The organism is Nocardia thailandica NBRC 100428, assembly GCF_000308795.1.
GTDB classification, from domain to species: domain Bacteria; phylum Actinomycetota; class Actinomycetes; order Mycobacteriales; family Mycobacteriaceae; genus Nocardia; species Nocardia thailandica.
In genome coordinates this window covers 16,656-30,220 of sequence record NZ_BAGK01000310.1, presented here as the reverse complement: position 1 = coordinate 30,220, position 13,565 = coordinate 16,656, and the positions used below count along the sequence as shown (strand labels likewise).

14 protein-coding genes are annotated in these 13,565 nt (G+C 69.5%); all 14 read right to left on the bottom strand.

Going from position 1 to position 13,565, the window contains the following annotated elements; genetic code table 11:
- Positions 1-12 precede the first annotated feature (12 nt).
- On the bottom strand, positions 13-1,281 hold the full coding sequence (locus ON36_RS31565) for a hypothetical protein (RefSeq protein WP_043661458.1): 1,269 nt from the start codon (positions 1,279-1,281) through the stop codon (positions 13-15).
- A 181-nt stretch (positions 1,282-1,462) separates the two neighbouring features.
- Positions 1,463-2,416: a hypothetical protein gene (locus tag ON36_RS31560; protein WP_157225119.1), complete on the bottom strand. Its 954-nt coding sequence runs from the start codon at positions 2,414-2,416 to the stop codon at positions 1,463-1,465.
- A complete protein-coding gene (locus ON36_RS31555) occupies positions 2,416-2,580 on the bottom strand; it encodes a hypothetical protein (protein ID WP_157225118.1) in 165 nt (54 codons plus the stop codon). The genes ON36_RS31560 and ON36_RS31555 overlap by 1 nt, the downstream gene beginning before the upstream one ends.
- Positions 2,574-3,299, bottom strand: coding sequence for a hypothetical protein (locus ON36_RS31550; protein WP_043661451.1), 726 nt, complete (start codon positions 3,297-3,299; stop codon positions 2,574-2,576). Before ON36_RS31550 ends, ON36_RS31555 begins: the two co-directional genes overlap by 7 nt.
- A gap of 92 nt (positions 3,300-3,391) precedes the next feature.
- A complete protein-coding gene (locus ON36_RS31545) occupies positions 3,392-4,249 on the bottom strand; it encodes a hypothetical protein (RefSeq protein WP_157225117.1) in 858 nt (285 codons plus the stop codon).
- A 21-nt stretch (positions 4,250-4,270) separates the two neighbouring features.
- Positions 4,271-5,266: a hypothetical protein gene (locus tag ON36_RS31540; protein WP_043661446.1), complete on the bottom strand. Its 996-nt coding sequence runs from the start codon at positions 5,264-5,266 to the stop codon at positions 4,271-4,273.
- Positions 5,267-5,318: 52 nt separating this feature from the next.
- On the bottom strand, positions 5,319-5,624 hold the full coding sequence (locus ON36_RS31535) for a hypothetical protein (RefSeq protein ID WP_043661443.1): 306 nt from the start codon (positions 5,622-5,624) through the stop codon (positions 5,319-5,321).
- Between the two features lie 158 nt (positions 5,625-5,782).
- Positions 5,783-6,355, bottom strand: a complete 573-nt coding sequence (locus ON36_RS31530) for a hypothetical protein (RefSeq protein WP_157225116.1) — start codon at positions 6,353-6,355, stop codon at positions 5,783-5,785.
- An 83-nt stretch (positions 6,356-6,438) separates the two neighbouring features.
- Positions 6,439-7,566, bottom strand: a complete 1,128-nt coding sequence (locus ON36_RS31525; RefSeq protein ID WP_245558285.1) for a C40 family peptidase — start codon at positions 7,564-7,566, stop codon at positions 6,439-6,441.
- A 14-nt stretch (positions 7,567-7,580) separates the two neighbouring features.
- Positions 7,581-9,272, bottom strand: coding sequence for a putative type IV secretion/conjugal transfer ATPase (locus ON36_RS31520; protein WP_052314594.1), 1,692 nt, complete (start codon positions 9,270-9,272; stop codon positions 7,581-7,583).
- The gene (locus ON36_RS31515) at positions 9,269-10,744 is read right to left on the bottom strand and encodes an SCO6880 family protein (RefSeq protein WP_043661438.1); all 1,476 of its coding nucleotides are present in this window, start codon (positions 10,742-10,744) and stop codon (positions 9,269-9,271) included. The genes ON36_RS31520 and ON36_RS31515 overlap by 4 nt, the downstream gene beginning before the upstream one ends.
- Positions 10,741-12,141, bottom strand: coding sequence for a hypothetical protein (locus tag ON36_RS31510; protein WP_043661435.1), 1,401 nt, complete (start codon positions 12,139-12,141; stop codon positions 10,741-10,743). Before ON36_RS31510 ends, ON36_RS31515 begins: the two co-directional genes overlap by 4 nt.
- The gene (locus ON36_RS31505; protein WP_043661432.1) at positions 12,138-12,947 is read right to left on the bottom strand and encodes a DUF8175 domain-containg protein; all 810 of its coding nucleotides are present in this window, start codon (positions 12,945-12,947) and stop codon (positions 12,138-12,140) included. Before ON36_RS31505 ends, ON36_RS31510 begins: the two co-directional genes overlap by 4 nt.
- A gap of 9 nt (positions 12,948-12,956) precedes the next feature.
- A complete protein-coding gene (locus ON36_RS31500; RefSeq protein ID WP_052314593.1) occupies positions 12,957-13,562 on the bottom strand; it encodes a DUF8175 domain-containg protein in 606 nt (201 codons plus the stop codon).
- Between the last annotated feature and the right edge of the window lie 3 nt (positions 13,563-13,565).

The window sequence follows — 13,565 nt, the reverse complement described above, 5'->3', positions numbered from 1 at the left end:
GTTCGGTTTCCTTCACAGGTGTGGTTCGGCGGCCGGATCCGGCCGGAATTCGATGACGCCGGTGACCTCGGGTGACATCCAGGCGGCGTGTTCGGTGGCCTTGAGGTCTGGGAGTGCAGCCTCGACGGCGCTGGAGATGACCCCGCCGCTGCCGGAGGCGGCAGCGGGCTCGGTGGAGGGGGTGGAGTGTTCGGCCCCGACTGCCAGCGCCAGCACGGCGCCAGGCTCGTGCCCTAGGCCGGCGCGGAGCTGGTCGAGTTGGGCGTGGGCGTGGTCGCGTTGGGTGACGAGTTGCTCGACGAGGGCCAGGTGGGGGACGCCGGGCTGCTGGGACCAGTACTGGCCTTCTAGTCCGGCTCGGTAGGCGGCGTCGATGTCGGCCGGGCTGACCCCGGCGGTGACGGCTTGTTGGCGGGCGGTGCGGGCGGCGGTCAGGACGCCTTCGAGGCGGTCGATGAGGGCTTGGCCGCCTTCGTGGGTGCGGTCGAAGGTCTCCGACAGGCGCAGATGCTCGGCGTAGAGGTCCTGCAACGCCCGGACCGGCGCGACCTGGCGCAGCACCTGCTCTTGGGTGGCGCTCAGATCCGCGACGACTACCGCCTCGCGTTGCGCGGCGGGGATCAACGCATCCAAGGTAATAGGCGGGGCTGGTTCCGGTGCTGGTGCGGGGTCGGTCGGTTCGGTGGCGAGGTCGTGGGTGAAGTCGATGAGGTCACCGATGCGCGCCATGTCGAGTTCCTCAGCGGCACGGCCACCGAGGGCCCGGTCGGCCGCACCTGGCCGCGCCGCCGCGTTTGCTTCGGTACTGGTGTCGGTACTGCGGATGAGGACGAGGTGGCGGCCTTGCGCGCGGAACGCGGCGGCGTCTTGTTCGGAGGCGGTGTTGACAGGTTCGACGGTGCCGGTCAGCTCGGCCATCTGCCGCCAATTGCGGTCGGCGAGATCATCGACCGACTCGACGCCGGCGGCGCGGGAGCGTTGCAGGTGCCCGAACCGGGACTGGAGGGTGGCGGGGTCTGACATCCACTGGTTGCGCAGTAGGTTCAGCTCCCCCCACAGCTGGCGCGTCTGCTGGGCGGGGTGATCGGCCCAGCGGCGCTCGATCTCGTGCGCGCGGGTGAGAAAGTCCATCTGCCCCGCCGCGTCGGCGGCATACGGGGCGATCTCGAGAAGGAAGTGGCGGGACGCGAAGTCGGCGCGCAGTACGGCCTCGGCACGATCGGCAGCGTCGGTGTAATGCTCCGGATGGCACGAGCGGGTGCCTTGATGCAACCAGCTCATCGCGCGCCTGCTCGAACGGGGAAAGCCGCTGCGGTGGAGCAGGGGTCGGGAATGGGGTGGGGAAAGGGCATCGCTTCTCCTGGTGTGAGAAGGGCAGATGTCCCGGTGGTGTGGTTCGGTCGTTGCGGCCAGTACCCGTGGCCGTCACGCCGACAGAACGCGAAACGAGAGAACGGCGGTGTCAGGGGTCGATGCCGAACCCCCATTCCCGAAACGGGAACGCCTCGATCTGGGCTTCGGGGTCGGATTCCCAGGTCGTTTCCGGGCGTGGTCCCAAGGCTGCGTCGACGCTGCCGGCGATCGCGGCGGCTTCGCCGGTGGTGGCCGCGCGGTCGAGGGCGGTCTCGACGAACTCCGCATGCAGGGCACTGCGCGCGGTGACCAGCATGTCCCGCACACTCGGCGGCGTGGCCTGCTGCGGAGAGGTCGGGGCACCAGTGTCAGGGTCGGAGGGCACATAGGGCGGCACTCGCAGGCCGGGGTCGGTGGCAGCGTAGGTGTTCCACTCGCGTGCCAGGTCACTGTCGTCGAGGGCGGCCATGGCCACGGTGTGGACGCGGCGGATCCCTTCCACGCTCGCCCCCCACAACGCCTGTCCCTCAGCCTGGTTCACTCCTGCCGCCGCGGCCAGGACGGTCAAGCGTTGCTGGCGTAGGTGCATGTTGGCGTAGAACTGCCGTTGCGTGACGGGGTCGTCGGTGAAGCTCCATCGCCCGCTGGCGAGGCGGTCGGTGCGGGCGGCGTCCATCGCGGCCATCCGCTCGAGATGCCACAAATCCACCTCGAGCATGTCCAGGAAGAACTCCTGGGCACCGGTGGCGCGGTGGGGGTGCTGGCGCACCGCGGCCCGATCGGTGGCGCTGGCGGTGCGGTAGCCGAGTTCGCGGGCGTCTTCGATCCAGTTCGGGTCCGCCCCTGCCAGCAACGCCGCCCGCTCGGCCGCGACGCGTTCGGCCTCGAGATGGTTCAGGCGCTGCTGCCACACCACCACCGGCGGGTCCGCGCCGCCGCCGTCGAGGAACATCTCGGGCCCGGCCCGCTCGATCTCGCGTTGCTCGGCTGCGAGCATCTGCACTCTGCGCAACGCGTTGCCTTGCCGCTGCGCCGGCCCGGGCGGGACCGTCGGCTCGGTCATCACCACACCCCCGCGTCCCGGCCAGCGCCTGGCCCGGGGTCGGGAGGCCGCGCGTGCGGCTCGGCGTCGGGTTCCCAGCCCGCCGCGACCCCGGTGTTCGTGGCTTCGACGGCGGCGCCGATGCCGTGGTCGTAGCGCTGCCTGTGCCCGTCGGCGATCAACACCGCCGACAAGGCTGCCTCGGCGGCGTCGGCCATCTGCTCGGCTCGGGGGGACCGCCCACCAGCCCCCGCACAGCCAGGTTCCGGATGTCCTGGTTGGCGCCGGCCTCGACACCCTTCCACGCGAACTCGTGCAACCGGGTCTGCAACTCGGCGTCGCTGTAGCTTGCTGCGGTCAGGCGTGCGATCCGCTCCCACGATGCCGCGTCTCTGCCCCACAGCTGAGTGCGGTCTTCGGCGGTGAGGTCGGTGACCGCGGCGGTGGCGGCGGCGCGGCTCCAGACCGCTGCCATATTCGAATGCAACTGACGCATCGCGGCCTCGGCGTCAGGCACCCGGCCCAAGTGCTCGCGGTGCAGGTACTCCGCTTGGACCAGGGCCATGTGCTCGAGGCGCCACACGTCACGGGAGATCTGGTCCAGGAACGCGGTGCGGGTGTAGTTCCCGCCCGGCTCCAACAACGACAACTGCGCAGTCTCGGGGGTGTCGCCCCACCGCAGTCCACGCCCACCGGCCTCACGGACTTCGGTGATCATCAGCTCCGGTACACCGATCGCGCGGGCATGCAATTCCAGCCCGGTTCGCTCCGCCTCGCGCGCGGCCGGCCCTGCCTGCCAGTTCTGTAACTGGATGTCACCGGATCCGCGGGTCCAGGCCGGTGGATTCTGCAGCACCCGCCAATGCTCGTAGCTGACGTTGTGGATCCGCTGCAGCAACTGCACCTGCCACGACGGCAGCTCAGTGGCTCTCGATGGTGGATGACTCACCTGAATTACTCCTTCACCTCAGCAACAGGGCTCTCGGGTAGCGGTTTTCACAGGCCAGGACCGATCTCGGGACCTGGGCTGGCGTCGGTGGTCCGGGAGTCGGGTGCGGGATCACCGGGTTCGGGGCCGGTGTGGGTGTCGATCCCGGTCGCCGCGATCGCGGCGTCAATACCGGTCCCAGGCGCAAGACCCTTCGCGCGGAGGGCGGTCGCTAGGCGCTCAACCATCTCGTCAGGTCCCATCGGCATCTGCGCGGCGATATCGGCGGCAGTGACACCCGCTTGGTTCAAGACCGCCAGCGGCATCAGCGCCACCGACGGTTCCTCCGCAGCAGTGAGGATCACCCGCGCAAGCAACGCCTTCCGGTCGGCAACCGCGGTCTGCTCCGCGACCGCGGTCAGCCAGCTGGCGTCGCCGCGCGTCCACACTGCGGCGCGTTCGGCTTCGTTCAGGTCCAGCACGTGACCGATGGCGCCGACACGTTGCCAGGCCGCGCCGAGCGACTGCCGGTAGGCGGCGAAGACGCTGCGATCCAGCAGGTTCTGTGATGCGGCCGCCGCGCCGTCGCCGGCGCGGTCCTGCAATTCATGCACCAGCTGCTGGTAGCCGGCGAGAAGGTCTTCGCGCGAGGGCCGGTCACTGCTGAGCAGCGCTTGGCCGGGGCGGTAGCGTTGTCCGCGCTCACCGACCGCGCGGTGGTAGGCCAACACCGGAGCCGGCACTCCCACTGCGGTGGCGACCTGCTCGAGCTGGCGGCGGGCGCGGTCACCCAGGTCGATGTGGGCTCGGCTCGCCGTGGAGAGTTCACCGTCGCCGCCGTTGCGGTGGGCTTCGCGCCAGTTGTCAGCGGCCAGATTCTGCACCGCCTGCAACAACCTCGCCTGGATCGGGGTCGGATCGAACACCTCACCCACCCCCGAACCCGGTCACCGCGCGACCTCCCCACCCGCGCCCCGCTCCCGCGGCCACCCCGCGCCCGCGACCGGATCCACGCCGTCCTCGATAACCGGGTCTGGTGCGGTGGGGTCGATATCGCTGACTCCGGTGGCGTCGACGGCCGCGTCGATCACCGTGCCTCCGGATGGGGGATCTTCAGTGATGTCGAGGATCGAATCGGCGCCAAGTTCCAGCAGCTCGCCCCGCACTACCGCCTCACGGGTGAGGCCCTCGGTGATCCGGACGAGCTCCCCGCTCGGAGCCTGCAGATCGCCGGGCTGGTCGCCCAGCTCGGTGCTGGTGGGTGGGGTGTGGCCGGTGTCGGCGGTGTAGCGGTCCCGGAATGCGTCAGCGTCACCAGCGTGGGTGGCCGATTCCTCAGCGGTGGCGTCGGCGGCAGCGAACGCTGCGGTAGAGGCAGCGGTCCGTGCTGCGGTCGGACCCTGTTCATTGGCGAGTGTTTCGGTGAAACCGGCGTTGCGGCGCAGGATCTCGATCCGCAACCTCTTGTTCTCGACATCGAGGTCGTGCAAGGCGGACTCACGGGCCTCGCGGTTGGTGTAGCCAGCGATCCGTGCCCGGTGGAACTCGGCTGACTGGCCGGCTTCCTGAGCGCCGGCGTGCTCGCGGCGCTGGAAGTCTTTCTCCGCGCGTTCGTTCTGGCGGGCCTTGTGCGCGACCTCGGCCTCGGTGACTGCTTGCGCGTTGGCGATGCGTGCTTCGACTTCGCGCAGTTTCGCGGCGTGGAGGGTGGCGCGTTCCTCTGCGGCGGCCGCGGTATCGAGGACCCGGACCTGATGCTCGAGCCGGGAGCGTTGCTCTTTGGCCTCGGCGTGGGCTTGGCGTTGCTCGGACTCCGCTTGTGACCGGGATTCGCCGCCGCGGCCACGCATCAGCCCGGCGGTCATCTGCGCGGTCTGCAACGCCTGGATGAAACCCTGCCGAACCTGCTGCCCGCCCTCCTCGACCGGGTCCCCGCCGGTCACGACAGCACCTTCACATCAGCCAACAGCCACCCCCGTGCCGCGCCAGCACGGGTCACGCGGGCATAGACCGCGAACTCCACCGACGCCCGCCCTTCGGGGTGAGGTGCACAGCCAGGACCCGGGCGGTGCTGGTGGCGGTATCGGCCGGGTGATCATCAGCGGTGACCTTCACATCCGAGGTCACAGTGAGGTGGTCGTCGACCCAGGTCTGCCATTCGGTGACCGTGATCGGCGACCACATCGACACCCCCGGTCCCGCCGTCACCGCGAACTGCCCGCTCATCAACGGACGAGCCGCCTCGAAAACGACCCGCGGGTCGAGACCGCCGGCGGGGTCGAGCCGGTAGAGAGTGCGCACAGCTCCGTGCAGGACATCGACCGCCGAGCACGGCGGGATCTGCGCGTGTGGCGGCGGGAACGGTTCTGCCCCACACGTCGGCGTGATCAGCGGTCGATCGTGAGCACTGCACCCCGCCACACCGGCGAGCAAGATGGCGAACAGAACACGCGGTGAGGTCATGGCAGAGCTCCGGGGTCGAAGAGATCGGACAGGTCGAGGTAGCGCGGCGACACCGGTTCGCGGTGCAGGCACTGTTGGGCGGCGGGATTGTCGACCGGGACGGTGGCGATATGAACCACGAGGGACAGGCCGCCGGCATGGCGATGCAGACGTGCCCAGTCGATGCCGTGGTTGCAGGCCAGGTGCAGGCGCAGGGTCCCGGCACGGGCACCCCACTCCCCGAGGCACCGGCCGGCCAGCCCGATGGCTTTCATCGCAGCGACCGTCGACACCGCGCCGAGGGCGAGCTCGTCAGCGGTGAAACGTTCACGCCAGACCGGCCGGCCGTCACCGGTGCAGACGGTGAACAGGTCAGTGGTGGCCGCGGAGCAGAGATGAAAGTGGGGGCCGACCCTCGCACGGTCGGCCAGCACCGAATCCACCCCGGCACGCGCGGCTTCCACACCCAGCAACTGCTCGTAGTCGATCCCGGCCTGTTCCCGCACCGCGGTGATGAAACGCCCCGCCAGGTAGTGGGTGTCGATGCCATGACCGATGGCGAACCGGTCCAGCTCCTCGGTGCTGGTCATCGCCATCAACACCAGCCGGTAGCGGTCGACGAGACTCTCGGGGTCGATGTACCCGGCCTCGACCGCCGGAGTGTCCCGCCCGCTCATGAACGTGCTCCCGGCGCACCGGATGTGTCACCGATGGCGGCGGTCTGCCCAAACCGGCGTACATCCATGCGCTCGCCGTCCCACGCGGAGAGTGGGGTGATCGTGACCGTCTGCCCGGTCTGCGGAGCATGCAAAAGCAGGTCCCGGCCCTGCTCGTCCCGCCCGTAGTACACCCCGACGTGGTGAGAATCCGCGTCACCGGGCGAGGTGAAGTAGATGAGGTCGCCGGGCTGTCGGTCCGCGAACGGCACGACTTGGGCGCGGGAGTCGTCCTGTTGGGCTTGGGTGTAGTGCGCAAGCCGGATCTGCCCACCTGAGGCCTGATACACCGCATACAACGTCAGGCCGCTGCAGTCGAATCCGCCCATGGTGGGCCCGTCGGCGTCGCCGCCGCCCCAGACGTAGTCGGTGCCCAGCCACCGGTGGGCGGCCGCGATCACCTCCCGCCCGAACCCACTGGGTTCCGCAGCGGTCAACGGAGCACCCGATCCCCCAGAACCGCACCCACCGAAACGTCCTGCGGCGAAAGCCGATGCGCCCGTGTCGATACCAGAGAATTCGTCATACAGGCGCGCGGCCAGGTCGAGTTGGCTGGCGTAGGCGTTCGGCGAGGAGCGCTCGATGGCCTGCGCCAGATCGGCCGGCGCCGTCGTCTCCGCGCCGGGGATGGCTTCGGCCTTGTCGTAGAACCAGTTGATCTGGAACACCGGATCCATCAGGTCGGCCAGCGCGAGATCGCTGTGGACGCTGACCCGGATCTGATGCGGGCCCACGCTGTCGTAGTTGGAGCCGACCCCGTCATTGGCGTAGCCCAGACTCGCCGGCACGTTCGAGTTGGCGAGGTTGCGGAAGCTGGACTCAGTGGCCTGCGCGGCGAGCTCGGCCAAGATCACTGATTCGGGCATGCCGCGCTGCTTGCCGATGACCACACCGTTGCGGGCCAACGCGAGCTGCGCCTCCGACAGGCCCGCCACGCTCACCCCGGCCTCACCGTTGACGCCGGCGCTGTGGCCGGTGCCCGTCGTGCAGTCTTTCGGGGTTTCGCTGCCGAGGGCGACCAGAATCAAGATCAGCAGCACGACCAGCGGCATCCCCAGGATCGTCCACACCAGGCCGGCGGGCATAGCCTCGGACTCCATCACCGCTCACCCCGCTGCAGCGGTTCGTCGAAGTCGAAGCGTTTGTTGGTGTTGTGCACATCCGCCGCCCGCTCTGACGGGGTGAAATGCACCCGGAACGGAATCCCCGGCTCGGCGGCTTCGCCGGTCTTGAGTAGGAAACAGCCTGTTCCGGGCGGGGTTTCGCGGCGGCCGGTGGTGAGGTCGTCGTCGGTGGGCGGGCGCGGGGCGGCCCAGGAGGTGACGAGGAGTTTCTCGGTCGAGGTCATGCCCGCTACGGCCGCGATCCGGGTGGCTTCCTCGGGCCCGACCGGGCCGATGATCTTCGCCCGCGCCCGTTCGAAGAAGCCGAGCGCTTTGGTCTGCGCGGCAGTCGAATCGAAGGCGGCGAGGTCTTTGATCGTGTGTGAGCACATGATCAGCCCCGTCGCGAGGCCCCGGTTGAGGCGGGTGAGGGCATCGACCCGGTCGACCATGAACTCCCCCACCCCGAGCACACGCCAGATCTCGTCCATGACGACCTCGAACGTGCGTTTGCGCGCGAGTCCGGCATCAGCGAGGGCGTGGGCGGCGGCGACCGCGCCGAAACCAGCGGACCAGCACACCATCAGCACCGCCGCGAGCAGCTTCGTGTCGCCCTCGGGGATCCGGGAGATATCGACACACACCGCCGAGGCGTCCAGGTTGAGGCGGGTGCTGGTGGCGCCGTTGAAGATCGCGCCGAACGGGCCCTCCACCAACGCCCGCAACGACCGGCGCAGGGGTTTGGTCGACGCCCGGTAGGTGGCCTCGTCGTCTTCCTCGGCGAACTCGCGCAACCGGTCGGCGCCGGTGGAGATCACCGCCAGGAGATCTCGCAGCAGCGGTGGCTGATGGTGGCTGAAACCACCACTGCTGCTGTAGAGCTCGCGAAGGCCCGCCGCCAGGAGGACTTCTTCGTAGTCCGCGACGCGGGACCCGCGGACGAGTTCGATGAGTCCGGCGACGATGTTGACCTGTCCGGCCTCGATCCGGGCCGCGACCTGACGGCGCTGGTCGGGGTCGGTGAGCCGGTCCAGGACCGAGCCGAGGGCGCCGACGTCGAGGGGGTTGATGGTGCCGTGCCCGTACCCGACATCGACCACCTGACCACCGAGCTCTTCGACGAGGTCGCGATAGTCAGGCTTGGTGTCACCCATGCACAGCACCGTCTCCCCCGCCGCCACCGCACCCACCACAATCCGCCGGATCAGCGACGACTTGCCGAAACCGTTGAGCGCGAGCACGAACGCGATGGGGGCGGTGATGAACCCGCTCCGGAACCAGCTCATCGGATCGAAATGCACCGGCGCGCCAGTGATGTAATGCGAGCCCACCGGCACACCCGCGGTAGGAGCCGTCGCGCCCACACAGAACGGCCACAGACCGGCCACCTGCACCGTGGTAGCCCGCCACTCCGGCGTCCGCGGCACCACCGCCGCGCGACCTCCACCGAGACCGGCGTAACCGCGGTCGGTGACCAGAGGCGGGTCCAGGGCGAACCCGTCAGAACGGCCGCCATCTTCACGGCGGGCGGCAGTAGCCCGCCGGTGGTCGTCGCTAGACAGTGCCGTCCGGGCCAGCCAACCCCGCCATCCACCAGTTTGCGCGGCGGCTTCGAACTCGGCACGACGGCGGCTGGTCAAGACCCGGATCCCGCCAACCAGTTCAGTCCGGGGTTCGCGGCGGGTCATGCTGAGACTCGCTTCGAGATCGACGCGTGCTCGGGCAGGACCAACCCGATACCCAGCGAGGCCGCGAACGCAGCGGCCTGGTAGCCGTAGCAGCGCCGCACCGACAACCGGCTGGCCGCAGCCATGCCTTTCACCGAGGCTTCGATGCCGGGCAGGTCACCGTCGAGGTGATCACTCACTGTCACCAGCACCCCGAACCTCGTGAGGCCGGCACCGCGGGCTTGTTCCTGGCGGGCGGCTTGCGTGTTGCCGACCCGGATCCGCGCCGACGCCGAAGCGATCCCACGCTCGGTCTGCTCCGCGGCGACCGCGTCCCGGAAATCCGAATCGACCAGCGAGGTGGCCTCAGCGGCCGAGTGCAGGCGGTACACGATCGCCACGCGTTTCCGCGGCACGTCCGGACGGGGCCGCAGCAGTTCCTCGAGGACGGTTTCCATGACCGCCCCGCGGGGGGCGCTGTCCATTTCCCAGGTGATCGAGCGGGCTCCGTCATGGACGTAGTGATCCCAACGATCCAGATGCGAGATCGGGCCCACCGAATCCCAGGACTGCGACTGCGTGATCGCCGTACCGGCGGCTTCCACGTCACGCTGGGAGGCGAGGTCGTAGCGGGAGCGGACCAGCCCGAGCAGTTCCCACGCCTGCATCGGGGTCGCGGGCAAGCCGGCGCGGGCGAGCTGGGACAGCACCGACTGCAGTCGCTGTCCGATCTCGCGGGCCTGCTCGGCCTGATTACGACGGATCCGGCCCCGCCCGATCGCCCGGAAGGTGATCGAGATCCGGGCTTCGATCCGCACCCCGACCCCGCCGCTGTCGGCGGCGGCTTCGCGCATCACCCGGGCCGCGAAATCAGGAGCCTCGGGACGGACCAGGCGCGCGACCTCTCGGGCTTGTTTGAGCCGGGTCTCGACGACTGTGTCCAGTACCGCGGTCACCGCGACCACTTCCCCGCCGCGGGACTGTGCGGCCAGGAAATGGCCGTAGCCGTCGACCCAGGCGTCGATCTGGGCTTGGTCGACCAGTTCCTTCCCGCGCGGGATCACGCGCAGGATCACGGTGTAGTGGTCGGTGCGGCGAATGTGCAGCATCGCGAACCGATGCCCACCGGGGGTCTCGTACTCGGTCAGACGCGAATCAGCCAACAGCCCTGGCAGTTTCGCAATGCCGGGGAGACGGGAGAACCGCCCAGAGCGGTAGGTGAGTTCGCCACGGGATCTCGCTATCGCGAACTGTGCCCGCAGCAACACCAGCTCCCAGCCGGTCCGCCCGCCTCGCGTGATCGCCAACGGGGTGAACACCAGCGCCGCGGCCCCCAGCAGTGTCCCAGCGACCGGCAGTGACCGGGTGATCATGAACCCGACCATCACTGTCACGATCAGCCCCAACCCGAGCAGCGAGACGCCCCAGGTGAGGCCGAAAAATCCTGCACTGCGAGGTTTCTCCCAGCGCCCGTACATGCGAGGGGTGCTCATCGCCGCACCTCCCCCGGACCCGGCATGTCCATGTCGGTCGCCGCCGATTCGGGCGGCAACGCCTGACCGGCCAGCGAAGCGGCCTGCTGCAGCGCGGCAGCACCGGCATGGGCCGCGATCACCGCCGCACCGGCGGGACCTGCCGCCGCGGCACCACTCATACCGCTGGCACCGCCCGACCCCGCTGCCTGACCGGCACTGGCTCCCTGCCCGGTACCGCCACCGGTCCGAACACCACCACCTCCACCAGAGCCACCGGATCCGCCACCACCGGCGGAGCTGCCTCCAGAACCAGACGGCAGCGCAGCCATCACCCGGCCGCCGGCCTCTTGCGATCCAGAACCGCCTCCACTGCCACTCCCGCTGCTGCTGGCGCCCGAGGTGGCGCTGCCACTGTCGGTTTCGCTCATCGGGCGGGCTTGGGAGCGGTTTCCTGCCGCTGACATCGCGGTCCCCACGGCAGCCCCGGCCAGCACCGCGCTCGCTCCGCCACCGCCGCCGAGCGTGGCAACTGCGGGGGCGACGAGCCGGATCAAGGCGGGCAGGACGACCACGGTCATCAACAGCAGGATCAGGCCGAGCAGGAACGTGTGGGTGTCGTCCTTGTCAGCGCGGCCGGCGACGGTGAACGCCACCGCGTAGACCAGCGCGCCGACCGGCTTCCACAGAACGAACGCCAACGCCCACGACAACAGTTTCTTGTAGGCCTGCCCGCCCGCGGTGGTTCCTGAGGCGGCGGCGACGATCGGGATGACGGCCACGACCAGGATGAGCAGGGCTTGGCGGACGACGAGCATCGCCAGCTGGATCAGGGAACTGATCACGCCGAGCAACCCGATCACGATCAAGACTCCGGCGCCGAGGCCCGCGCCGCCGGAGGCGTCGAAGTCGCTCATCCTTTGCACGGTGGCGGTCAGGTCGGCGCCAGCGGCATCGTAGAGGACCCATTCGGCGAAGGCGTCGCCGGTACTGGTTGCGACCGCGATCACCGTGCCCAGCAGCGAGGCGGCGATCACCGCGCGGGCGAGCATGAGAAACGCTTCCTGCGCCTCCCCCGCGGCCGCGCCGCGTTTGGCCAAGGCCAGACGCGCGGCGGCCAACACGATCCCGGTGGTGAGGAACAGTGCCTGCAGTTCGCTGGTGTAGTCCCGTACTGCTGCCAGCGCGCTACCGCTACCGCCTCTCGTGGACAACAGATCCGGTGAAGGTAAGTTCGTCCACCACACCGTCACGACCCGCAGAAGTCGGGTGAATCCGTTGATCAGCAGGTCAGCCAAGTTCTCGATGGCGCTGTCGGCTGCTTTGGAGGCGGTGTCGGCCGCTGCCTTGCAGGCCGCTGCCGTGGGTAGTGGCAGGTCACACACTGATTCGGGGAGTTGGGTGTGCAGGGTGGTCATGGGCGTGGCTTCCAGGTGCCGAATCCGGTCAGGCTCGCCGCGGTGAAGGTGTTGGGGCGCCACAGCGACTCGAGGTCGTCGGGCACTCGCACCCGCCAGTCGCCGTCGATCCATGCCATCGGCCACGCCGACACCGCGTATCCACTGCCGGAACGGGAGGCGATCTCGACGACTGCCATGTCCGGGTCGTAGCCGGCCTGGACGCGGACACCGTCGGGGACCACGACATAGCGGGCGGCATCGGGGGTGTTCGCGCGGGAACGTTGGAAACGCGCGACCAGCGCGTCGGCGGGGTCGCCGATGTAGTAGCGCTGACGCACTACCTGCTGCCACACACCCTCCGGGGCCGACAGCGCCCGCCCGAAAGCATCGAGACCAGCCAGCACCGCCCCCTGCGGTGTACGCGCGAAGCCTGAGGCGATGCCGTCCTGCACCCGGGCGGGTCCGTCGCCGGTCGAGACCGGGACCGCGGCGCCATTCCAGATCCGTTGCCACTGCAGTCCTTCGGGTGCAGCGCAGAGATAGTCCGGGCGGCCGGGATCGATCGGTGTCCCGGCCTGTGGGCGTGCTGTCCCGGCGTCGGTGGCGGGGACCTCGAGTCGGTTGCCGTACAGGTCCACCGTCGGCGGACGGCTGGTCGGCACCGCCGAGGACGTGGCGGACAGACCCGAGCTCGGAGCCGGCGACGGGGATGTTCTACCCCGGGAACTGGAGTCGGTGTCGGTGTGGGTGATGGCAACGAACGTGGCGGTCACGACGACGGCGAGCAGGGCGAGCAGGATGGTGAGGAGTCGGTAGGAGCGCACGGTGTGTCCTCAGGGGTGGGTCAGGGCGACCAAGTCGGGCGGTGTCGTGGTGACGGCGGTGATCGCGGTGTCGCCGGGGTTGGACAGGGTCAGGCGCCAGTCGTTGCCGTGCCAGATGACGGTGGTGTTGTGGCAGGTCAGGGACTGGTCGCGATAGCCGGCATAGATCTGCACCCGCGCCTGCGCCTCGGAATACTCGGCGAGGGAGTAGCCGAGGATGGAGGGTGCGTCGTCGCCGGCGGGGCCGGTGATGGAGACCTGCGCTCGCGCGGTCGCCCAAGCGTCCCGGGCCAGGCCGGGGGCCAGCATGTGTTGTCCGACCTGCGGCCATTGCCCGTCCGGGGCGAGCGCCATGCGGACCGAGGCATGGATCGCGGCCAACGCGGCACCGGCCGGTGACCGGTCGAACCCCGAGGCGACCGCACCGTCGGCGTGGGCCGGGCCTTGCTTGGTGTAGGGCAGTTCGACGCCCTGCCAGCTCCGCCACGACAACCCCGAGGGGACCAGGGGCGCGGTGGTAGAGGCCGGGGGGTCAGGGATGGTGGGGTTGGTGTCGTGGCCGCAGCCGACCACGCTCACCAGCAGTAGTGGCAGCAGCCATTTCGTGGCAGGCATCGT